The 21,282-nt window shown below is 70.4% G+C and carries 17 protein-coding genes; 8 read left to right on the top strand and 9 right to left on the bottom strand.

Annotated elements, in window-relative coordinates:
* The first annotated feature begins 27 nt into the window (after positions 1 to 27).
* On the top strand, positions 28 to 2,946 hold the full coding sequence (locus OG407_RS40550) for a glycoside hydrolase family 48 protein (RefSeq protein ID WP_405865133.1): 2,919 nt from the start codon (positions 28 to 30) through the stop codon (positions 2,944 to 2,946).
* Positions 2,947 to 3,194: 248 nt separating this feature from the next.
* Positions 3,195 to 5,858, top strand: a complete 2,664-nt coding sequence (locus tag OG407_RS40545) for a cellulose binding domain-containing protein (RefSeq protein ID WP_405865131.1) — start codon at positions 3,195 to 3,197, stop codon at positions 5,856 to 5,858.
* Positions 5,859 to 6,053: 195 nt separating this feature from the next.
* Here OG407_RS40545 and OG407_RS40540 read toward each other — a convergent pair whose 3' ends face one another.
* The 3 genes from OG407_RS40540 to OG407_RS40530 all read right to left on the bottom strand — a co-directional run bounded on the left by OG407_RS40540 (position 6,054) and on the right by OG407_RS40530 (position 8,349).
* The gene (locus OG407_RS40540) at positions 6,054 to 6,803 is read right to left on the bottom strand and encodes a class I SAM-dependent methyltransferase (RefSeq protein WP_405865129.1); all 750 of its coding nucleotides are present in this window, start codon (positions 6,801 to 6,803) and stop codon (positions 6,054 to 6,056) included.
* Between the two features lie 64 nt (positions 6,804 to 6,867).
* Positions 6,868 to 7,173 carry a 4a-hydroxytetrahydrobiopterin dehydratase gene (locus OG407_RS40535; RefSeq protein ID WP_405865127.1) on the bottom strand — a complete coding sequence of 102 codons (306 nt, stop codon included), beginning with the start codon at positions 7,171 to 7,173 and terminating at the stop codon, positions 6,868 to 6,870.
* Between the two features lie 147 nt (positions 7,174 to 7,320).
* Complete coding sequence (locus OG407_RS40530) at positions 7,321 to 8,349, bottom strand: ADP-ribosylglycohydrolase family protein (RefSeq protein WP_405868859.1); 1,029 nt, start codon at positions 8,347 to 8,349, stop codon at positions 7,321 to 7,323.
* A 93-nt stretch (positions 8,350 to 8,442) separates the two neighbouring features.
* On the opposite strand from OG407_RS40530, the gene OG407_RS40525 reads away from it, so the two are divergent.
* The 4 genes from OG407_RS40525 to narJ all read left to right on the top strand — a co-directional run bounded on the left by OG407_RS40525 (position 8,443) and on the right by narJ (position 11,743).
* The gene (locus OG407_RS40525) at positions 8,443 to 9,276 is read left to right on the top strand and encodes a helix-turn-helix domain-containing protein (RefSeq protein WP_405865125.1); all 834 of its coding nucleotides are present in this window, start codon (positions 8,443 to 8,445) and stop codon (positions 9,274 to 9,276) included.
* Between the two features lie 86 nt (positions 9,277 to 9,362).
* A complete protein-coding gene (locus OG407_RS40520; RefSeq protein WP_405865123.1) occupies positions 9,363 to 10,226 on the top strand; it encodes a helix-turn-helix domain-containing protein in 864 nt (287 codons plus the stop codon).
* A gap of 69 nt (positions 10,227 to 10,295) precedes the next feature.
* A complete protein-coding gene (locus OG407_RS40515) occupies positions 10,296 to 11,111 on the top strand; it encodes an SAM-dependent methyltransferase (RefSeq protein ID WP_405865121.1) in 816 nt (271 codons plus the stop codon).
* 152 nt (positions 11,112 to 11,263) lie between these two features.
* Positions 11,264 to 11,743: a nitrate reductase molybdenum cofactor assembly chaperone gene (gene narJ, locus OG407_RS40510; protein WP_405865119.1), complete on the top strand. Its 480-nt coding sequence runs from the start codon at positions 11,264 to 11,266 to the stop codon at positions 11,741 to 11,743.
* On the opposite strand, the gene dnaK is transcribed toward narJ, so the two are convergent.
* The 6 genes from dnaK to OG407_RS40480 all read right to left on the bottom strand — a co-directional run bounded on the left by dnaK (position 11,740) and on the right by OG407_RS40480 (position 19,751).
* Positions 11,740 to 13,623, bottom strand: coding sequence for a molecular chaperone DnaK (gene dnaK / locus OG407_RS40505; RefSeq protein WP_405865117.1), 1,884 nt, complete (start codon positions 13,621 to 13,623; stop codon positions 11,740 to 11,742). The genes narJ and dnaK overlap by 4 nt on opposite strands.
* Positions 13,624 to 13,739: 116 nt before the next feature.
* On the bottom strand, positions 13,740 to 14,165 hold the full coding sequence (locus OG407_RS40500) for an OsmC family peroxiredoxin (protein ID WP_262056665.1): 426 nt from the start codon (positions 14,163 to 14,165) through the stop codon (positions 13,740 to 13,742).
* Between the two features lie 53 nt (positions 14,166 to 14,218).
* The gene (locus tag OG407_RS40495) at positions 14,219 to 16,024 is read right to left on the bottom strand and encodes a DUF2201 family putative metallopeptidase (protein WP_405865114.1); all 1,806 of its coding nucleotides are present in this window, start codon (positions 16,022 to 16,024) and stop codon (positions 14,219 to 14,221) included.
* Positions 16,021 to 17,082: an ATP-binding protein gene (locus OG407_RS40490; RefSeq protein ID WP_384170012.1), complete on the bottom strand. Its 1,062-nt coding sequence runs from the start codon at positions 17,080 to 17,082 to the stop codon at positions 16,021 to 16,023. The genes OG407_RS40495 and OG407_RS40490 overlap by 4 nt, the downstream gene beginning before the upstream one ends.
* Positions 17,083 to 17,161: 79 nt before the next feature.
* Positions 17,162 to 19,237 (bottom strand): phage holin family protein, encoded by a 2,076-nt coding sequence (locus OG407_RS40485; protein ID WP_405865112.1) that lies wholly within the window; start codon positions 19,235 to 19,237, stop codon positions 17,162 to 17,164.
* Positions 19,238 to 19,319: 82 nt separating this feature from the next.
* Positions 19,320 to 19,751, bottom strand: a complete 432-nt coding sequence (locus OG407_RS40480) for a hypothetical protein (RefSeq protein ID WP_405865110.1) — start codon at positions 19,749 to 19,751, stop codon at positions 19,320 to 19,322.
* A gap of 85 nt (positions 19,752 to 19,836) precedes the next feature.
* Between OG407_RS40480 and OG407_RS40475 the strand changes: the two genes are divergently transcribed.
* Entirely contained in the window at positions 19,837 to 20,610 is a 774-nt protein-coding gene (locus OG407_RS40475) for an MBL fold metallo-hydrolase (protein WP_405865108.1), read from the top strand.
* Positions 20,607 to 21,236, top strand: coding sequence for a DedA family protein (locus OG407_RS40470; RefSeq protein WP_405865106.1), 630 nt, complete (start codon positions 20,607 to 20,609; stop codon positions 21,234 to 21,236). The genes OG407_RS40475 and OG407_RS40470 overlap by 4 nt, the downstream gene beginning before the upstream one ends.
* The last annotated feature ends 46 nt before the right edge of the window (positions 21,237 to 21,282 follow it).

Genomic DNA, 21,282 nt, shown 5'->3' with positions numbered 1-21,282 from the left:
CTCCGAGCCGCAAGGAGGAACCAGCACATGCACCCCAGAAGGAGACGCCGCGTGACGCGGCGCTTGTGGACCGCCGTCGTGGCGGCCCTCGCTCTTCCGGTCTCGATGCTGGCGACCGGCACAACTCCCGCTCAGGCGGCGACAGTTCAGTGCAGCGTGGACTACAAGACCAACGACTGGGGTTCCGGCTTCACCGCGGATCTGACCCTCACCAACCGCGGTACGGACGCGATCAACGGCTGGACCCTGACGTACGGCTACGCCGGCAACCAGAAGCTCAGCAACGGCTGGAACGGCACCTGGTCCCAGTCCGGCAGCACGGTCTCGGTGACGAACGCGTCGTACAACGGGACGATCGCCGCGGGCGCGGCCGTCTCGACCGGCGCGCAGTTCGGCTACAGCGGCACCAACACCGCGCCCACCTCGTTCGCGGTCAACGGCACCACCTGCGCCGGCGCGCACCAGCCGCCGATCACCGTGCTGACCAGCCCGAGCTCGGGCGCGATCTACACGCAGGGGGCGGCGATCCCGCTCGCGGCGACCGCGGCGGCGGCCGACAACGCGACGATCAGCAAGGTGGAGTTCTACGACGACACCACGCTGCTCGGCACGGACACGAGCTCGCCGTACTCTCTTTCGACCTCCGGGTTGACCGTGGGCAGTCATTCGCTGGTGGCGAAGGCCTACGACAGCCTGGGCGCGTCCGGGGAGTCGACACCGGTCGGCATCACCGTCGCGTCGGGACCCGCGGTGGTGGCCTCACCGGCCCAACTCGGCGTCCAGCAGGGCAAGTCGGGCACCTACGCGGTGTCGCTGTCCACACAGCCGTCGTCGAACGTGACCGTCACGACGGCCCGGGCGAGCGGCAACACGGGCCTGTCGGTCACCGGCGGCGCGTCGCTCACCTTCACGCCGTCGAACTGGAACACCGCGCAGACGGTGACCCTCACGGCCGACGCGGCGGGCACCGGTTCCGCGTCCTTCGAGTCGACCGCGACGGGGTTCACCAAGGCGACGGTCACGGTGACGGAGCTGGCGGCGGCGAACGCCTACGACGCCCGCTTCCTGGACCTCTACGGCAGGATCACCAACCCGGCGAACGGCTACTTCTCGCCCCAGGGCATCCCCTACCACTCGGTGGAGACCCTGATCGTCGAGGCGCCGGACCAGGGGCACGAGACGACGTCGGAGGCGTACAGCTATCTGCTGTGGCTGCAGGCGATGTACGGCAAGGTGACGGGCGACTGGTCGAAGTTCAACGGTGCCTGGGCTCTCATGGAGAAGTACATGATCCCGACCCACGCCGACCAGCCGACCAGCTCCTTCTACAACGCCTCGAAGCCGGCGACGTACGCGCCCGAGCTGGACACCCCGAACGAGTATCCGGCGAAGCTCGACACCTCGGTGCCGGTGGGATCGGATCCGATCGCCGGTGAACTGAAGACCGCATACGGTACGGACGATGTCTACGGTATGCACTGGCTGGAGGACGTCGACAACACCTACGGCTACGGCGACACGCCGGGCGGCGGGTGCGAGGCGGGGCCGACCGCGAGCGGGCCGTCGTACATCAACACCTTCCAGCGCGGACCGCAGGAGTCGGTGTGGGAGACGGTGCCGCAGCCGACCTGCGACGCCTTCAAGTACGGCGGTACGAACGGGTACTTGGACCTCTTCACCGGCGACTCGTCGTACGCCAAGCAGTGGAAGTACACCGACGCGCCGGACGCCGACGCGCGGGCCGTGCAGGCCGCGTACTGGGCCGACGTGTGGGCCAAGGAGCAGGGCAAGGGCTCCGACGTCTCCACGACCGTCGGCAAGGCGGCGAAGATGGGCGACTACCTGCGCTACGCCATGTACGACAAGTACTTCAAGAAGATCGGCAACTGCGTCGGACCGTCCACCTGCCCGGCAGGCACCGGCAAGGACGCCTCGGACTATCTGCTGTCCTGGTACTACGCCTGGGGCGGCGCCAATGACACCAGCGCGGGTTGGGCGTGGCGCATCGGGTCCAGCCATGTGCACGGGGGTTATCAAAACCCGTTGGCCGCCTACGCGTTGAGTTCGTACGCGGACCTGAAGCCCAAGTCCACTACGGGCGCGGCGGATTGGGGAACTTCGCTGTCGCGGCAGCTGGAGTTCTACCGCTGGCTGCAGTCGAGCGAGGGTGCCATCGCCGGTGGGGCGACGAACAGTTGGCAGGGGCGGTACGCGAGTCCGCCGGCCGGGACGTCGACGTTCTACGGCATGTACTACGACCAGCAGCCCGTCTATCACGACCCGCCGTCCAACCAGTGGTTCGGGTTCCAGGCGTGGTCGATGGAGCGGGTCGCCGAGTACTACCAGCAGACGGGGAACGCGAGCGCGAAGGCGGTTCTCGACAAGTGGGTGGCGTGGGCGCTGTCCAAGACCACGATCAATCCGGACGGTACGTATCTGATTCCCTCGACGTTGCAGTGGTCGGGGCAGCCGGATACGTGGAACGCGTCAAGTCCCGGTGCCAATACGGGACTTCATGTCACCGTGGCCGACTACACCAATGACGTGGGTGTGGCTGCCGCGTATGCCAAGACGCTGACGTACTACGCCGCGAAGTCCGGTTCCACGGCGGCGAAGACGACCGCGAAGGCGCTGCTCGACGGGATGTGGGGCAACTACCAGGACAGCCTGGGTGTCGCCGTTCCGGAGACCCGCGCGGACTACAACCGGTTCGACGACAGCGTGTATGTGCCGAGTGGGTGGAGCGGGACGATGCCGAACGGGGACGCGGTCAACTCCGCTTCTACGTTCGCCTCGTTGCGGTCCTTCTACAAGAACGATCCGGCGTGGTCGAAGATCCAGAGTTATCTGGCGGGTGGGGCCGCGCCTGTCTTCACGTATCACCGGTTCTGGGCTCAGGCGGATGTCGCCTTGGCCATGGGGTCGTACGCGGAGCTTCTTGAATAGCCCCGCCGCTGGGCGCTCTGCGGGTTGGGTGATTGTTTGGCTGCGGGTCCGTTGTGGCTGGTCGCGCAGTTCCCCGCGCCCCTGAAAAACAGGGGTGTTGGGCCCGCCGTTTCTTGGAGAGTGCCTCGGAGTTCCGTGTGCGTGGTCCCGTCACCTGACGGCGGGGCCCACCGGCCGGGCGGCCTCCACCCGTACTGGGGGTCGCCCGGCGCTCGTGCCTTTCCACCCCGCAAGGAGAGGACTCCATCGTGCGAAGAACCCGAATCCTCACGGCCGTGCTCGCCCTCGCCGCCGGCCTGTTGGTGGGCAGTCCGTCCGCCCTCGCCGCGAACGCACCCAGAGCGACGCTCGCGGCCGACACCTACACATGGCACAACGCCCGGATCGACGGAGGCGGGTTCGTGCCCGGTGTCGTCTTCAACCGGAAGGAGAAAAACCTCGCCTACGCCCGGACCGACATCGGCGGTGCCTATCGGTGGCAGGAGTCGACGAAGACCTGGACGCCGTTGTTGGACTCGGTCGGGTGGGACGACTGGGGGCATACCGGGGTGGTGAGTCTCGCGTCGGACTCCGTCGATCCGGACAAGGTGTACGCGGCTGTCGGTACGTACACGAACAGCTGGGATCCGACGAACGGGGCCGTGCTCAGGTCGGCTGACCGGGGCGGGAGTTGGCAGAAGACCGATCTGCCGTTCAAGCTCGGCGGGAACATGCCGGGGCGCGGTATGGGTGAGCGGCTGGCCGTCGATCCCAACAAGGACAGCGTGCTGTATCTGGGTGCGCCGAGCGGGAAGGGGTTGTGGCGGTCCACCGACTCCGGGGTCACCTGGTCGCAGGTGGCGAACTTCCCCAACGTCGGGAACTACGTGCAGGATCCGACCGACACGAGCGGCTACGCCAGCGACAACCAGGGCATCGTGTGGGTCACCTTCGACGAGTCGACGGGTACGGCCGGCAGCGCGACGAAGACGATCTATGTCGGGGTCGCCGACCAGGCCAACGCCGTGTACCGGTCGACGGACGCGGGTGCCACGTGGTCGCGGGTGGCCGGGCAGCCCACCGGTTATCTGGCCCACAAGGGTGTACTGGATGCGGTCAACGGTTATCTGTACATCGCATACAGCGACAAGGGCGGTCCGTACGACGGTGGCAAGGGGCAGTTGTGGCGGTACGCGACCGCTACCGGCACGTGGACGAACATCAGCCCGGTCGCGGAGGCCGACAGCTACTACGGGTTCAGCGGTCTGACCGTGGACCGGCAGCATCCCGGGACCGTGATGGCGACGGCGTACAGCTCCTGGTGGCCGGACACGCAGATCTTCCGGTCCACTGACAGCGGCGGCACCTGGACGAAGGCCTGGGACTACACGTCGTATCCCAACCGTGCGAACCGCTACACGATGGACGTGTCGTCCTCGCCCTGGCTGACCTTCGGCGCGAACCCGTCGCCGCCCGAACAGGCCCCGAAACTCGGGTGGATGACCGAGTCGCTGGAGATCGACCCGTTCGACTCGAACCGCATGATGTACGGGACGGGGGCGACGCTCTACGGCACGGAGAACCTGACGAACTGGGACAGCGGCGGCCAGTTCACCGTGAAGCCGATGGTGCGGGGGCTGGAGGAGACGGCCGTGAACGACCTCGCCGCTCCTCCGTCCGGCGGGGCCCAACTCCTCAGCGCGCTGGGCGACATCGGCGGGTTCCGGCACACGGATCTGGCCCAGGTCCCCTCGATGATGTTCACTTCGCCGACCTTCACGACGACCACGAGCCTCGACTTCGCGGAGACCAACCCCAACACCGTGGTACGCGTGGGCAATGCGGACTCGGGCGCGCACATCGCGTTCTCGACGGACAACGGCGCCAACTGGTTCGCGGGGACCGACCCCGCGGGCGTGAGCGGTGGCGGGACGGTGGCCGCGGCGGCCAACGGCAGTCGGTTCGTGTGGAGTCCGGCGGGTGCGGGCGTGCAGTACGCGACGGGCTTCGGCTCGTCCTGGGCTGCGTCGAGCGGTATCCCGGCGGGCGCGATCGTCGAGTCGGACCGGGCGGATGCGAAAGCCTTCTACGGCTTCAAGTCCGGGCATTTCTACGTCAGTTCGGACGGCGGGGCGACCTTCACCACGTCGACCGCGGCCGGCCTCCCCGCCGGTGACAGCGTCCGCTTCAAGGCGCTGCCCGGTACGAAGGGGGACATCTGGCTGGCGGGCGGGGCGAGCGACGGGGCGTACGGGCTGTGGCACTCCACGGACGGCGGCGCCACCTTCACCAAGCTCGCGAACGTCGACCAGGCCGACACCATCGGCTTCGGCAAGGCGGCGACCGGTGCCTCGTACCAGACGCTCTACACCAGCGCGAAGATCGGCGGCGTACGCGGCATCTTCCGCTCGACCGACAAGGGCGCGACCTGGACGCGGATCAACGACGATGCGCATCAATGGGGTTGGACGGGTGCGGCCATCACCGGTGACCCCAGGATCTACGGCCGCGTGTACGTGTCGACGAACGGCCGCGGGGTCGTCTACGGCGACTCCTCCGACGCCGGCGACGGAGGGAGCGGGGGCAGCGGCGGTACCGATCCGACACCGACGGGCGCCTGCACGGTCACGTACAAGATCACCAACCAGTGGGCTGGTGGCTTCCAGGCCGACGTTCAGCTGACGAACACCGGCTCAACTGTCTGGAACGGTTGGTCACTTGGCTGGTCCTTCGCCGACGGGCAGCAGATCGGCCAGCTGTGGAACGCCGACTACACTCAGTCGGGCGCGACGGTGACGGCGAAGAACGTGAGCTGGAACGGCACGGTGGCGGCGGGGTCCTCGGTGGGCTTCGGCTTCACGGGGAGCTGGTCGGGGGTGAACACGAAGCCGGGCGCGTTCAAGGTGGGCGATCAGAACTGCACGGTCGCCTGAGCACGGGTTGCCTGCCCTCAATCGTGCCCTCAGGCGTGCCCTCAGTCGCCGCCGCCCGTGAGCAAGTTGCCGTATCTCCCGGTCAGTTCGGCCACCGTGTGGGCGATGCGGTCGCGCAGTTCGGGCGGGGCCAGGACCTCGATGTCGGTGCCGAGACCGACGGGGCTGGTTGGGTGACCAACTGGACGATGGACTTCACCCGGACGAAGGTTTCCTGAAGGCCAGGATCGTGAACTCGGGGTCCGCGCGCGGTCGTTCCTGGTCCGGGAGCAACTCCAGCTCGGCGGCGAACCGTTCGGTGAGCGGTTCGCCGGGCGGCAGCATGGTGAACCAGCCGCGTCGCAGGTCGGCGGTGGTGGTGCGGGGGCTGCGGCCCTGGCCGTGGCCCCGGAAGCGGGCCGTGCCGGCCGGACGGAGGCCGAACTCTTCCGCGTACGCGCTGACTTGGTCGGGGCTGTCCTGGGCGGGGCGGCGTGGGCGCGGTGCGAGGACGGCGTCGATGTCGCTGCCGACGTCGTGGGCGGCGGCCTTGTCGACCGTGGTGATGTACACGCCGCCGGCGCGCAGGACCCGTGCGCACTCCGCGATGATCGCCCTGGCGTCCGCCGGGCCGTCCACCAGGTGCAGCAGCCATACCGTCGTCACCGCGTCGAACACCCCGTCGGGAAAGGGGAGTTGGCGGCTGTCCGCGAGGAGTACGGCGCCCGGTAGCCTCGCCGCCGCTCTGCGGGCCATGGCCGGTGCGGCGTCGAGGCCCGTCACCCGTAGGCCGGGGCGGGCCGCGGCCAGGCGGCGGGTGACGATGCCCGTGCCGCAGGCCACGTCCAGCAGGCCTCGGGCATCCTGCGGGACCAAGCCGAGCACGGCTTCGGCAGCGGCGGCGGCACGGGGCTCACCGCCGCGCGTCGCGTCGTACGCGTCGGCTTCCTTGTCGTAGTCGAGCACGCGCTTCCGCCCTGCCTCTCTCCGTCTCTCTCCGTCTCTCTCCGTCTCTCCCGTCGGTCTCCGCTCAGGTCGCGCCGTGTCCCGGGGCCAAGTCCTCGACCCTGCGGGCGAGTTGGAAGTCCAGCTCGGTGATCGCGCCGCCGACGCTGTGGGTGTTCACGGTGAGGGTGACGGTGTTGTAGCCGAAGGTCAGGTCGGAGTGGTGGTCGAGTTCCTCCTGGACCTGGGCGATGTGGACGACCATCGCGGTGGCCGCGAGGTGGGAGGGGAGACGGTAGGCGCGGGTGAGGCGGTCCGTGTCGACGGACCAGCCGGGGAGTTCCGCGAGGCGGTCCTCGATCTCCTTCTGCGACAGCGGTACGACGGGCATCGCCTCGCTCCTTCCTCAGGGTCGGGATTTCAGATCGGGCTTCGGTCGGACTTCGGTCGGACTTCCGATCGGGCTTCTCTTCAGCGTGCCACAGGCCGCGTGCCTCCGGCAGGTGGTCGCGTCCCTGGTCAGACGGGTGCCCAGAGGTCAGTCCGGTACGCATTCCGCCGCGAGGTCGTCGGCGAGGGCGGCGATCGTGGCGCGGCCCTCGACCCGCTGCACCCAGGTGTGCGGCAGGCCGTGGTCGCCGTAGCGGGCGCCGAGGAGGTTGCCGCAGATGGAACCGGTGGAGTCGCTGTCGCCGGAGTGGTTGACGGCGAGGAGCAGCGCGGCCTTCACGTCACTTGCCGCGAGCGCGCTGTAGACGCCGATCGCGAGGGCCTGCTCCGCGACCCAGCCCGCGCCGAGCGACTCGACCTTCTCGGCGGTGGGCGAGCCCTCGGCGGCCAGGTCGAGGGCCTCGCGGAGGGCGGCCGAGGTCTCCTCGTGGGCGGGGTGGCGCTCCAGGAGTCGTAGCGCGCGCAGGACCGAACCTTCCAGGGAGTCCCCCGCGACCAGGTGCGCGACGATGGCGGCGAGGGCGCCCGCCGCGTAGTAGCCGGTGGGGTGGCCGTGGGTGATCTGGGCGCCGCGGGCCGCCATGGCGAAGGCCCCGTCGGCGGTGTTGACCAGGCCGAAGGGGGCCGAGCGCATCACCGTGCCGCAGCCCTTGGAGTCGGGGTTGACGCGGCCGGGCGTGCCGTCGAGCGGGAGCCACGGGTCGGGCGCGTACATCTGGGCGACCCCGGACAGGCAGGCGTTTCCGGGGGCGCGGCGGGCGTACAGCCAGGGCTCGGAGAGGAGACCGGACGTGGCGCTGTCGCCCGGCGCCGGCTTGGACTGGGTCTCCAGCCACCGCTCGTACGCCTCGCGCAGCAGCATGGGCCAGGCGCCGCCGATCCCCTTCTCCCGCTCCCGCGCGTGGGCCGTGATGAGCGCCTCTACGGTGAACAGGGTCATCTGGGTGTCGTCGCTGATCAGGCCCAGGGCGCCGTGCGCACCGGGCACGTACCCGGTCGCGCCGCGTGGTCCGTGGCTCGCGCGGATGCGGTCGAGGGAGGTGAATTCGATCGGGTACCCGAGGGCGTCGCCGACCGCGCCTCCGAGGAGGCAGCCGCGGACTCTGGCCCGGTACATCGCCGTGGCCTCCCCCACGGAGTTCCCGGCGGCCTGCCCGGACGGGATCCTCGACTCGTTCACGTGCGCGCTCCTTCGACTACGGTCGTGTGTATGACCATTGTCCCGACCGGCACTGACATCGCTGCCGCCGCCCCGGCCGGCAAGGGCGTCGGCCCCTTGCTGCGTGCCTGGCGGGAGCGGCGGCGGGTCAGTCAGCTGGAGCTGGCGTTGCGGGCCGACTCCTCGGCCCGGCACATCAGCTTCGTCGAGACGGGACGGTCCCGGCCGAGCGAGGAGATGGTCCTACGGCTCGCCGAGCACCTGGATGTTCCCGTGCGCGAGCGCAACTCCCTTCTCCTGGCGGCCGGTTACGCCCCGCGCTATTCGGAAACCCCGCTGGACGACCCGGCGTTGGACGCGTTGCGCGAGGGACTTGAGCGGCTGATTCAGGGCTACGAGCCGTACCCAGCGCTGGTGGTCGACGCCGGCTACACCGTCGTCGCGGCGAACCGGGGCATCACCATGCTCCTGGACGGCGTGCCGGAGTCCCTCCTCCAACCCCCGCTCAACGCGATGCGGTTGACGCTCCACCCGCAGGGCATGGCACCGCGCATCCGCAATCTGGGTGAATGGCGCGGGCATCTCCTCGCGCAGATGGAACGGCAGATCGCCCTGCACCGCTCCGAGCCGCTGCGGGCGCTGTACGAGGAGGTCGCGGCGTACCCGGCACCCGAGACTGACGGCGATGCAGACGAACAACCCACGCCCGTCCCGCACTTCGCGCTGCCGATGCGGATCGAGCACGACGGCCGGGTGCTGTCCTTCGTCTCCTCGATCGCCACGTTCAACACACCCATGGACGTGACGGTCTCGGAGCTGGCGATCGAGACGTTCCTCCCGGCCGACCCGGCGACCGCCAAGTACCTGCACGCGCTGGGAGACTGACGAATGATCACCTCCGAACCGCTGAGAGAGTGGCCGGAACATGGCACACTGCCCCCAGACTTCGGCACGTATGGGGAGGCGTGGCTGTGAGTGAACGACGGCCCGCGCCCACGGTGGGTCAAGTGGTGCTGGGCAGAAGGCTGCAGGAGCTGCGTGAGGCGGCCGGCATCAAGCGCGAGGAGGCCGCGCAGGTCCTGCGGGTGGCCCCGGCGACCGTACGGCGGATGGAGATGGCCGAGGTCGCGCTGAAAGTGCCGTACGTCCAGGTGCTGTTGACGACGTACGGCGTGCCCGAGGAGGAGACGGACGCTTTCGTCGCGCTCACCGAGGAGGCGAACCAGCCGGGTTGGTGGCAGCGGTTTCACGACGTGCTGCCGGAGTGGTTCAGCCTGTACGTGAGCCTGGAGGGCGCCGCCGGGCTGATCCGTTCGTACGAACCGCACTTCGTGCCGGGCCTGTTGCAGACCGAGGACTACGCGCGCGCCGTGCTGGAGGCCGGGACGATCGGGCAGACCGGGCCGGAGACCATCGAGCGGCACGTGTCGCTGCGGATGGCGCGGCAGGGGCTGTTGGAACGGGACAATCCGCCGCACCTGTGGGTCATCATGGACGAGACCGTGCTGCGCCGGCCGGTGAGCATGCGCGGCGAGGTGATGCGCGAACAGCTCGACAAGCTCCTGGAGTTCGGCGAGCGCGACCGGGTCACGCTCCAGGTCGCCGAGTTCGACAACGGTCCACACCCCGGGACGTACGCCCCCTTCTCGCTGTTCCGTTTCACCGAACCGGAGCTGCCCGACATGGTGTTCACCGAGTACCTGACCGGCGCCCTGTACCTGGACTCCCGTACGGAGGTCTCCGCGCATCTGGAGGTCCTCGACCACATGACGGCGCACGCCGCGTCCGCACAGCGCACGAAGAAGATCCTGCGGGACTACCGCGAGACCTTCTGAACACGTTCCACGCACCTTCTGAGCACGGCCCGGGCACCACCACGCGACCTCCCGAGGAGACGACCCCGCATGACCGGATCCGACGCCGCGCCCACCCGTATCGACACCAGCCGGCCGCATCCGGCGCGGGTGTACGACTGGTGGCTCGGCGGCAAGGACAACTACCCGGTGGACGAGGAGCTGGCGCGCAGGATCCTCGCCACGGACAGCGCCGCGGTGCGCGGGGCGCGGGCCAACCGCCGGTTCATGCACCGGGCGACCCGGACCGCCGCCGAGGCCGGGATCCGCCAGTTCCTGGACATCGGCACCGGCATCCCCACCGAGCCGAACCTCCACCAGGTGGCACAGAGCGTCGCCCCGGACGCCAAGGTCGTGTACGCGGACAACGACCCGATCGTGCTGCGGCACGCGGAGGCGCTGCTGCACGGTGAGGCCGAGGGCAGCACCGAGTACGTGCACGCCGACGTCCGCGACCCGGACACGATCCTGCGGCTGGCCGCCGAGACCCTGGACTTCACCAAGCCGGTCGCGCTGTCGCTGGTCGCACTCACCCACTACCTGAGCGCGGAGCCCGACGGCGACGACGTGTACGGCCTGATCAGGCGGTACGTCGACGTGCTCGTCCCGGGCAGCTACCTGGTGATGTCGCAGGTCACCCCCGACCTCAGCCCCGCCGCCATCGCGAAGGCCGCCGAACACTTCCAGCGCAGCGGCACCCCCTTCTTCCCGCGCACCCTGGCCGAGTTCTCCCGCTTCTTCGACGGCCTCGACCTCCTCGGCCCGGGCGTCATCCCGGTCTACGGCTGGCGTCCGGCCCCGGAGGACGTGGCCGCCCAGGCGGAGGGCATCGTCCCGGTCTACGGCGGTGTCGCCCGCAAGCCCTGACCCGTACGGCTGCGGTGAACGGGTGCGCTCCCCCGCCCCGCCCTAGGTTCGACACCACGGGCGAGCGAGGGAGCGCAGGTGACGGAGACGAGAACACCGGGAGAGGTACTGAGCCGGGGTGTTCCGGCGCCCCACGACGCGAGGGACGCCTGATGCCCTCGGACACCGTGCTGTACCAGGCGGCCGCGCTCTGCCTGATCTACCCCGACGACGACTTCCGCGCCCGGCTCCCCCTGCTGCGCGAAGCCGCCCCGCAGCTACGGGAGTTCGTCGACCACGCGGCCCTCACCCCGGCGCCGGAACTGGCCGCGCACTACGTCCAGGTCTTCGACTCCGGGAACCGGCACAGCCTGTACCTGAGCCGGTGGCGCGACGACGACACCCGGCGACGCGGTATGTCCCTGGCCCACTTCAAGGACCTCTACCGCGCCCACGGCCTGGAGTTCACCGGCGAGGAACTGCCCGACTTCCTCCCCGCGGTCCTGGAGTTCACGTCCCGCACCGGCAACCTCGGCCTCCTCGCCGAGCACCGCACGGCCCTGGCCCGACTCAGCTCCCGCCTGAGCGACTTCGGGACGCCCTACGCCTCCGTCCTGGACGCGGTCCGCGCCACCCTGCCGACCGGGAGTTAGGCGGCGCCGCCCTTCGCGTCCCGTTCGTCGTCGACGATCTCCGCGTCGACGACACCTTCCTCCTCGTCGTGCTGCCGCGCGGAGTCGGGCTCGTCGGTGTTCTCCGCCTGCTCCGTGGGCGCCTGCTGCGCGGCCTGCGCGTACATCGCCTGCCCCATCCGCTGGCTGACGGTGGCGAGTTTCTCCACGCCGGTGCGCAACTCGGCCGTATCGGCGTTCTGTTCCAGCAGCGACTTCACCTCCGCGACGGCCGCCTCGACCTCGACCCTGATGTCCCCCGGAACGCGCTCCTCGTTCTCGTGGATGAACTTCTCGGTCTGGTAGGCGAGTTGCTCGGCCTGGTTACGCGTCTCGGCAGCCTCGCGGCGCTTGCGGTCCTCGTCCGCGTACTGCTCGGCCTCCCGCATCATCCGGTCGATGTCGTCCTTGGCCAGGGCGGAGCCGCCCGTGACGGTCATCTTCTGTTCGCGGCCGGTCGCCAGGTCCTTCGCCGAGACGTGCATGATGCCGTTCGCGTCGATGTCGAAGGCGACCTCGATCTGCGGCACCCCGCGCGGGGACGGCGGCAGCCCGGTGAGGTCGAAGACGCCCAACTTCTTGTTGTACGCGGCGATTTCACGCTCACCTTGGTAGACCTGGATGCCGACCGAGGGCTGGTTGTCGGTGGCGGTGGTGAAGATCTCCGAACGCCGGGTCGGGATGGTCGTGTTGCGTTCGATGAGCGTCGTCATGATGCCGCCCTTGGTCTCGATGCCCAGGGACAGCGGGGTGACGTCGAGGAGGAGGACGTCCTTCACGTCGCCGCGGATGACGCCGGCCTGGAGGGCGGCGCCGAGGGCCACGACCTCGTCGGGGTTGACGCCCTTGTGCGGGTCCTTGCCGGTGAGTTCCTTGACGAGGTCGGTGACGGCGGGCATCCGCGTCGAGCCGCCGACGAGGATGACGTGGTCGACCGCGGAGAGCTTGATGCCCGCGTCCTTGACCGCCTGGTGGAAGGGGTTCTTGCAGCGGTCCAAGAGGTCGGCGGTGAGTTCCTGGAACCCGGCGCGGGTCAGCTTCTCGTCGAGGTGCAGCGGGCCTTCGGCGGAGGCGGTGATGTAGGGCAGGTTGATCGTCGTCTCGGAGGACGAGGACAGCTCGATCTTCGCCTTCTCCGCGCCCTCGCGCAGGCGTTGGAGCGCCATCTTGTCCTTGCCGAGGTCGATGCCGTACTGCCCCTGGAACTTCTTGACGAGATGGTCGACGACCCGCTGGTCCCAGTCGTCGCCGCCGAGATGGGTGTCGCCGTTGGTGGCCTTCACCTCGATGACGCCGTCGCCGATCTCCAGCAGCGACACGTCGAACGTGCCGCCGCCGAGGTCGAAGACCAGCACGGTCTGCTCCTCGCCCCGGTCCAGTCCGTAGGCGAGCGCGGCGGCGGTCGGTTCGTTGATGATCCGCAGCACCTTGAGGCCCGCGATCTCGCCGGCCTCCTTGGTGGCCTGGCGCTGGGAGTCGTCGAAGTAGGCGGGGACCGTGATCACGGCGTCGGTGACGTCCTCGCCGAGGTAGGCCTCCGCGTCCCGTTTCAGTTTCTGCAGCACGCGCGCGGACAACTCCTGGGCGCTGTACCGCTTTCCGTCGATGGCGCCCGTGTCCGGGAAGCGCCAACTCGTGTCGCCCATATGCCGTTTGACCGAGCGCGCGGTGCGCTCGATGTTCGTCACCGCCTGCCGTTTGGCGACCTCGCCGACGAGCACCTCGCCGTTCTTGGCGAAGGCCACGACCGAGGGTGTGGTCCTCGCCCCCTCGGCGTTGGCCACCACCGTGGCCTCGCCGCCCTCCAGCACCGCGACCACCGAGTTCGTGGTCCCCAGATCGATCCCGACCGCACGTCCCATCGCCGTCCCCTTCCGCCAGGCGCTGCCCGATCTCCAGCTGAGAACTTGAGTGCGGGAATGTCAATGCCGCACCCGTTTTTCCGGGCGCGGCATCGAGACGGGAGGGGAAGCGGGGGTCAGGCGGATTCCACCGTCAGCGTGATCGTCGTACCCGCGAGGGCCTGGCTGACCGGGCAGTTCTTCTTGGCGTCCTCGGCGGCGGCGGCGAAGCCGGCCGCGTCCAGGCCGGGCACCTCGCCGCGGACGGTGAGGTGGATGCCCGTGATGCCCTCGCCGGGCTGGAAGGTGACGTCGGCCTTGGTCTCCAGGCGGGTGGGCGGGGTGCCCGCGCCGGTGAGGCCGTGCGACAGCGCCATGGAGAAGCAGCTGGAGTGGGCCGCGGCGATCAGTTCCTCGGGGCTGGTCCTGCCGTTGGCCTGCTCGGCGCGCGACGCCCACGTCACCGGCTGCACACCGATGCCTGACGAGTCGAAGGTGACCTCGCCGCTGCCCTTGATGAGTTCGCCTTCCCAGACGGTGTGTGCGGTGCGCGTGGTTGCCACGGTGTTTCCTTTCGACGCGGATGTCTTTCGAACCCATCCGATCACATTCCGCTTCAGCTCACCCGGAAGACCGGCCCATGGGCGGTGAACGGCAGGCGAGCGTTCCGCGGTAGCAGATAGGCGTGTTCGCGCCGCACGCGCAGGGTGTCGCACATGCCGTCCGTGATGACGAGGATCGGCGCGCCCGGCGGGAAGTCGTCCGCGCGGTGCAGCAGATCGATCCCGGGCTGCAGGACCGTACCGCCGCGCCCGTGCACCCGGACCCGGCCGGCGATGTCGGTGACCGACACATAGCCCGCGTCGTGCGGGGCCGCGTCGCAGAACACGACCCGGGCGGCCGGTACGTCACGGGCCTCGGCGTACGACGCGATGGCGCCCAGCGCCTTGCCGAGGAGGGCGCGGTCCATGGAGCCGGAGGTGTCGAGGACGACGCCGAAGGTGCAGCGGGCGATCTCCTCGGGCGGGAAGTAGTGGCCCGCGCGCGGGATGTCGGGCGTGGAGGACTGGCGGCGCGAGGGGCGGGCGTACGACCGTACGGGCTCGGGGCGTGGCACGAACTCGTCGAACCAGCGGGCGAGTCGGGCGTCCCAGGGCAGGGGCGGATGACTGAGCGCGCGGATCTCCTCGACCAACCCGCCGGGCAGGAAGCCGCGTTCGTACTGCTGGTGCAGGTCGAGGCCGTGGGCGAGGCCGCGCCGGTAGAACTCGTCGAGGTCGACGTAGTCGCGCGGGCTGCCGAGCGGGCCGCCGAGGATGTCGCCGACGCCCTTGCCGCGCAGGGTGGCCAGGCGGCGCATCCGGCGCAGGTCGCCGGCGATCCGGTCGTAGACCTCCTCGGCGGAGAGGTCCTTCAACTCCGGGTCGTGCAGGAGGCCTTCGGGCATCCGGCCGACCTCCATCTCGCACAGCCAGCCGTTGATGACGTAGTCGGCGGCGATGTTGAAGAGGTAGGGGTCGCGGACGCCGCGGCGGTCGCTGTGGCGCAGGGCGGCGTGCAGCATCTCGTGGGCGAGGACGAACCGCCATTCCTCGTCGTCGAGTCGGCGCAGCGGGTTGACGTAGATCTCGGCCGCGCCGGTGTCGACGGCGGCGACGGAGATGCCGTGGGCGCGGGCGAGTTCGGCGTCGGCGACGAGGGTGATGCCGGCCGCGATGCCGCCGAGGAGGGGGTAGGAGGAGACGAACCAGTTCAACGCCCGTTCCCAGGGCTGGAGTCGGGTGGGTCCGCCGCGCATCGAGGCGCGCCGGCCGCCTGCCACGTCCATCGCCATGGCGACGGTGCGGGTGAGGGCGTTGGCGAAGTTGAGCTGCCAGTCGGGGGCCTTGCCGCCCTGCCAGGTGTCCCAGGGCACGAGCAGTTGGTCCGGTTCGCCGCCCGCCGTACCGCAGCGCTCGTAGAGGGGCGGGATGCCGTCGCGGCGCCAGCGGGCGGCGAGTTGGTCCTCGTCGCCGCCCGGGTAGGAGGCGGGCAGGTCCTCGGGGGTGACGCCGATGGGGAAGCCGAGCAGGAAGCGGTTGACGACGGCGCAGTTGGCCGCGAGGGCGGGACCGTCGGGCTGGACGCGGAGCTTCGGGGCCGCCGGGACGTGGCCGAAGCCCAGGTGGATGATGCAGTGCGCGATCGCCCACGCCCACTCGGCGGGTTCGGCCCGGCGGGTGGGGTGGACGTGCAGCACGCCGTTGGAATCGACGCGTACCAGGCCGGAGTTGGGCGTGTGGGGGCAGTCGTCGCGGCGGCAGGTGCTGAAGCCGATGGCGGCGAGCGCGCGGTTGGCCCGCACCAGCCGCAGCCCCTCCTCGAAGGCCTCGGCGGCGAGGTCCTTCTTCTTCGGCTTCCCCTTGCCCTGGGGGCGACTCACTGCCGGGCCTCGACCAGCCGGGGCATGTCGCGGGCCGCCTCGACCAGGAACCAGGCGGGCAGCAGTGGATTGCCGTCGGTGTCCGGGGCGATGACGCTCTGCGCGACCTCCACGGAGATCTCGGCGAGCTGCACGAGCAACGACTTGGCGCGGTACGCGGTCTGCAGCCCGTTCGCCGACAAGTGCTCCTTGCTGACCGGGAGTTCCTTGACGAGGCGGCCCCGGAAGGACTCGGCGAGGTAGTACAGCAGGTCGCGGTCCTCGGGGCGGTGCGGCCAGCGGGCGTCGCCCTTGATGATCGCCTCGATGCCGAACCGGCTGCGCACGATCTTGACGTACCCGCAGAACGCGACCGCGTGGGCCGGGGTCAGCGTGCCGTGCGCGATGACCTTGAGGGTGTCCTCGTCGAGGTCGGGCCCGAAGGAGCCCAGCGCGTCGGAGAGCATGTGCCAGGAGCGGGGCGTGGAGAAGGCCTCCTCGGTCTTCGGCGGCTTGGACCACAGGTGGTCGGGCCGGTCGGTGAGGTGGTCCAGGATCCACGGGTGAATCCCGTTGGCGGCGGCCCAGTTGAGCCAGTCCTTCGGGGACGCCTCCAGGTGGACGTGGGTGAGCCGGTTGATCAGCGCGGACGCGATCGGCCGGGCCAGCGCGTTGTCGGTCGCCCGGTTCCCGGCACCGATCACGATCGAGCCCTTGGGGAGTTCGTAGCTGCCGATACGGCGGTCCAGGATCAGCGAGTAGAACGCCTTCTGCACATCCGGTGTGGCCGCGTTGAGTTCGTCGAGGAACAGGCAGTACGGCTCGTCCCGCGCGATCGCCTCCGGCGGACAGAACACCGACCGCCCGTCCCGGATCTGCGGCACCCCGATGAGGTCCTCGGGTGCGAGCTGCGTACCGAGCAGGCTCACGCACTCCAGGCCCAGCGACTCGGCGAACTCCCTTACCAGGGACGACTTTCCGATGCCGGGCGCACCCCAGATGAAGACGGGCCGGACGGTCGCGAGGCCGAGCAGCAGCTCGGGGATACGGGCGGGCGTGACAGTGACGGCAGCCTGCAAAGCAGCGGCTCCTGAAGGAGGTTCGAGGCGGGGAGACTCCCACAGTGTGTGCCTACGGCCGACCCACCGCAGCCGATTTTCAGGCGGCGCGTTCCGACTGCTCGTCCGTCAGCGGCACCTGGGGTCCGCTGCACTCGCGCAGCCAGCGCCGCAGAACCCGGTGGATGTGCTCGGCGCCGACGAGGTCCTCACCGTCGTCGACCGGTGCGGAGAAGGTGTGCGGCGAGAGCAGGAACGGCTTGGCCTGGGCGCCGCCGAGGCCGCCGTGCGAGCCGATCTGCTCCTCGAAGGCGAGGACTTCGCCCTCGGCGGGGTCGTACCAGGAGTTGACCATGATGTCGGCGGTGTGCGGGAAGGAGTGGGTGCGCCGGACGGCGTCCGCGACACCGGGGCCGAAGTCCGCCAACGGGCCCTGTTTGTCGTCGAGTTCGGCCACCGGGAGTTCGGCACCGTGCGCTCCCAGTACGACTCCTCCGTGCTCCTCGCTGCGGACCAGGACGAAGCCGACGCCGGGGTGGTTGGCGAGGGTCGTCAGCAGCGCCGGATGCCGGGCGTCGATCTCCTCCTTGGTCATGCGGTGCGGCACGTCCGGGAAGGAGACCAGGCCGAGGTTGCCGGAGGCGAGCACGATCGGCTCGGAGTGGCGGCCGGGGTGGCGGTGCTGCCCGTCCTTCTCCTCGACCGGCCTGCGCAGCGCGGCGCGGACGGCGGCGCGGGCCTCGGCGCCGCTGTGGGTGCGCCGGGCCCGGCGCGGCACTGGCAGCCCGCAGCCCGCGCGCACCAGGTCGCCGAGGGTGAGGCCGTAGCGGCCCTGGAAGGTTTCGCCGGGGCTCTGGCCGTGGTCGGAGAGGACGACGATGCGGTACGGGCGCGGGGCGTGCTCGGCGACGTTCTCGATCAAGGCGATGGAACGGTCCAAACGTTGGAGCACCTTGGCGGCGTCGCGGCTGCGCGGGCCGGAGTGGTGGGCGACCTCGTCGTAGGCCACGAGGTCGGCGTAGACGGCGGTGCGGCCGGCGAGCATGTCGCCCATGACGGCGGCGACGACGACGTCCCGTTCGACGACGGTCGCGAAGGCGCGGACGAGGGGGTAGAGGCCGCCGCGCTTGATCCGGGGGCGCTGCTTGGTGAGGCGGGAGCGGGTCGACTGGCCGATCTCGCGGCCGACCTCGGCGACGAAGGACATCGCGGTGCGGACGGCGTTGGCCGGGTCGGAGAAGTAGGCGAAGTAGCCCGCGCGGGAACGGTTCTCGCGGCCCCGGCGGCGGATGGCGATGGACAGGACGAGGGCCTGTTCGTCGGCGCCGCCGCTGAACAGGTTGCCGCGGCTGGCGCCGTCGAGCGTGAGGAGACCGCCGTCGCCGGTGAACTCGACGGCGCGGCGCTGGAGTTCGGCTGCGCTGGTCGGGCGGTTGCAGACCATCACCTCGCCGGTGTCCTTCTCGTACCAGCGGAACGCGGGGATGTCGTGGTTGGAGCCGTGCAGGATGCCGAGCTGGCTGGCGCCGGTCTGGCTGGACCAGTCGGTGCGCCAGGGGGTGAGGCGGTGGGTGGGGCGGTCGCCGCCGAGGAGCTTCGCGACGGTCGGCATCAGGCCCCTGGCGACGGCGCCGAGCAGGACGTCGTGGCCGACGCCGTCGAGCTGGAGGAAGACGGTGCCGGGCGAGGACGGGCCGGGCGGCAGGGCTCTTCGGCGGCGGTCGGCGAGGCGGTAGAGGCGGCGGCGGTAGGCGTCGTCGTCGCGCACGGCCAGGGCACCGCCGGTGGCGGAGGCGACGGCGGACATCACGGCGGCCACGACGACGGCGGTCTCGGGAGCGACCTGGCCGCGCAGCCCGCCGTCCGGATTGATCCGCAGGGCGATCAGCAGCAGGGACCCGTTGAGCACGAACACGAGGAGGCCGAGGACGAGCGCGGGCACCAGCAGCAACAGCCGTACCAGCAGCGGCCAGACGAGGGCCGACAGCAGACCGAAGGCGCCGGCGCCGAACGCGGCCGTGACGCCGATCCGGGTGGCGCTGTCGCCGTCCGCCGACTGGAGCTTGAAGTCCGGCAGGATCCCGGCGAGCACCAGCATGGTGACCGTGGAGACCGCCCACACCGCGATGCTCCGCCCGACCTGACTGGCGAGCCGCCGCCAACGCGCTCCACCCACGCCCTGTACACCTCACGTCCCTGGCCCGACGACCTGGCGGGCCTCCACCCACCTTGTCACAACGGGTGGAACGGTCCAGATGTCACCGGCCGTCGTAGCCCGCCGTCGGCATGGACAGCCGTCGGTGCACGCTGGCCTTCATCTGGGCGTCGTAGCAGGGTTCCGCGCGGCCGACCGTCTCGATGCGCACCCCGCGTCGCGCGCACTCGTCGGTGAACCCGTCGACGGAGGACAGCGCGCTCTCCAGGACCCGGCGGCTCGGGGCGACGAACAGGTCGAGGCCGGGGCGGACGCCGTCCCACAGGGCGCAGTGGTCGGGACGCAGCCCGCGCACCAGAAGCTCGCGGGCGATCACATAGCCGTGGTCGGCGGCCCAGCGGGCGCACATCGCGTGCTGGCTGCGGGAGTCGACCAGGAAGGGGTCGTCGTCCAGCTCCTCCAGCGGCGTCAGGCTGGCGATCGCCGTGACCCGCAGCCGCGAGGGCATACCCGAGGCACCGCGTACCTGTCCCATGGCGTCCCCCTCACCTCCGGGTTTCGCCGCCGACCCTACTCCTGCCCGTAGGCTTCGGGGGAGTCGCGCGAAGGAGGCAAAGAAGGTGCCGGTGGAGATCACCTGGTGGGGTCACGCCACCTGCACGATCGAGGACTCGGACACGCGCGTCCTCACCGACCCCCTGTTCGCGCGCCGCCTCGCACACCTACGGCGCCGTCGGGGCGCGGTGCCGCCGCCCGAGGCCCGGCGCGCGGACCTGGCGCTCGTCTCCCACCTCCACGCCGACCACCTGCACCTTCCCTCGCTCGCCGGCCTCGCCCCGGGTACGCGCCTGCTCGTGCCCCGGGGCGCACTCCGCGCGGTGCCCGGACTGCGCCGGCTCCGGCAGCTGCGCATCGACGAGGTGTCCCCCGGCGACCAGACGAGGGTCGGTGACCTGGTCGTACGGGCCGTTCCCGCACGGCACGACGGACGCCGGCTGCCGGTCGGGCCGCACCGGTCCCCCGCGCTGGGCTACGTCGTCGAGGGCGAGGCGCGCACCTACTTCGCCGGGGACACCGGACTGTTCGACGACATGGCCAAGGAGGTCGGGCCGGTCGACGTGGCGCTGCTGCCGGTGGGCGGCTGGGGCCCGTATCTCGGCGAGGGGCACCTCGACGCCGGGCGCGCGGCCCAGGCTCTCGCCCGGCTCGCGCCGCGCAGTGCGGTGCCGGTGCACTACGGCACGTACTGGCCGATCGGGATGGACGCGGTGCGCCCGCACGAATTCCACACGCCGGGCGACGAGTTCGTACGGATCGCGGCCCAACTCGCGCCCTCCGTCTCCGTTCACCGGCTCGGGCACGGGGAGAGCGTGCGCCCGGAGGTCGCCCGGTGAGCTGGATCGCGGCCGCTACGGCCGCTACGGCCACGACGTCGCCCGAATCCGCTCAACAGGCCATCGGTTACCCGACGTTGTTCCTGCTGGTGCTGTTCGGGGCGTTGGTGCCGGTGATTCCGACGGGGGCGCTGGTGAGTTCGGCGGCCGTGGTCGCCTTTCACCAGACGGCACCCTTCGCGTTGGCGCTGGTGTTCGTGACGGCTTCGCTGGCCGCGTTTCTCGGGGACGTCGCGCTGTACTGGCTGGGGCGGCGGGGGATGGGGTCGAAGAACGGGTCGCGGTGGCTGGAGGCGATTCGGGCGCGGGCGCCGGAGGAGCGGCTTGCGCAGGCGCAGGCGAAGTTGGCCGACCACGGGGTGGCCGTGCTGGTGTTGTCCCGGCTGGTGCCGGCCGGTCGTATTCCGGTGATGTTGGCCTGTCTGATGGCGGAGTGGCCGATCCGCCGGTTCGCCCGGGGGAATGCGCCCGCGTGTCTGGCGTGGGCGGTGACGTACCAGCTGATCGGCATCCTTGGCGGCTCGCTGTTCCCCGAGCCTTGGGAGGGTGTGGTGGCGGCGGTTGTGCTGACCGTGGTGATCAGTGTGGCGCCTAGTTTGTGGCGGCGGGTTCGGGCTGCCAGTTGATGTTTCGTTGCAGGATGCGGGCTCGTTGTGGCTGGTCGCGCCCCGC

The organism is Streptomyces sp. NBC_01515 (assembly GCF_045040345.1).
Lineage (GTDB): Bacteria > Actinomycetota > Actinomycetes > Streptomycetales > Streptomycetaceae > Streptomyces.
The sequence above is the reverse complement of the archived record's forward strand: the minus strand, read 5'-3'. Positions and strand labels throughout refer to the sequence as shown.

Bases quoted from the DNA above. Each gene is read 5' to 3' on its own strand.
- OG407_RS40480 (WP_405865110.1), bottom strand. From the start codon at position 19,751: ATGGGACAGGTACGCGGTGCCTCGGGTATGCCCTCGCGGCTGCGGGTC.
- narJ (WP_405865119.1), top strand. From the start codon at position 11,264: ATGCCCTCGGACACCGTGCTGTACCAGGCGGCCGCGCTCTGCCTGATC.
- OG407_RS40530 (WP_405868859.1), bottom strand. From the start codon at position 8,349: ATGTACCGGGCCAGAGTCCGCGGCTGCCTCCTCGGAGGCGCGGTCGGC.
- OG407_RS40535 (WP_405865127.1), bottom strand. From the start codon at position 7,173: ATGCCCGTCGTACCGCTGTCGCAGAAGGAGATCGAGGACCGCCTCGCG.
- dnaK (WP_405865117.1), bottom strand. From the start codon at position 13,623: ATGGGACGTGCGGTCGGGATCGATCTGGGGACCACGAACTCGGTGGTC.
- OG407_RS40525 (WP_405865125.1), top strand. From the start codon at position 8,443: ATGACCATTGTCCCGACCGGCACTGACATCGCTGCCGCCGCCCCGGCC.
- OG407_RS40550 (WP_405865133.1), top strand. From the start codon at position 28: ATGCACCCCAGAAGGAGACGCCGCGTGACGCGGCGCTTGTGGACCGCC.
- OG407_RS40515 (WP_405865121.1), top strand. From the start codon at position 10,296: ATGACCGGATCCGACGCCGCGCCCACCCGTATCGACACCAGCCGGCCG.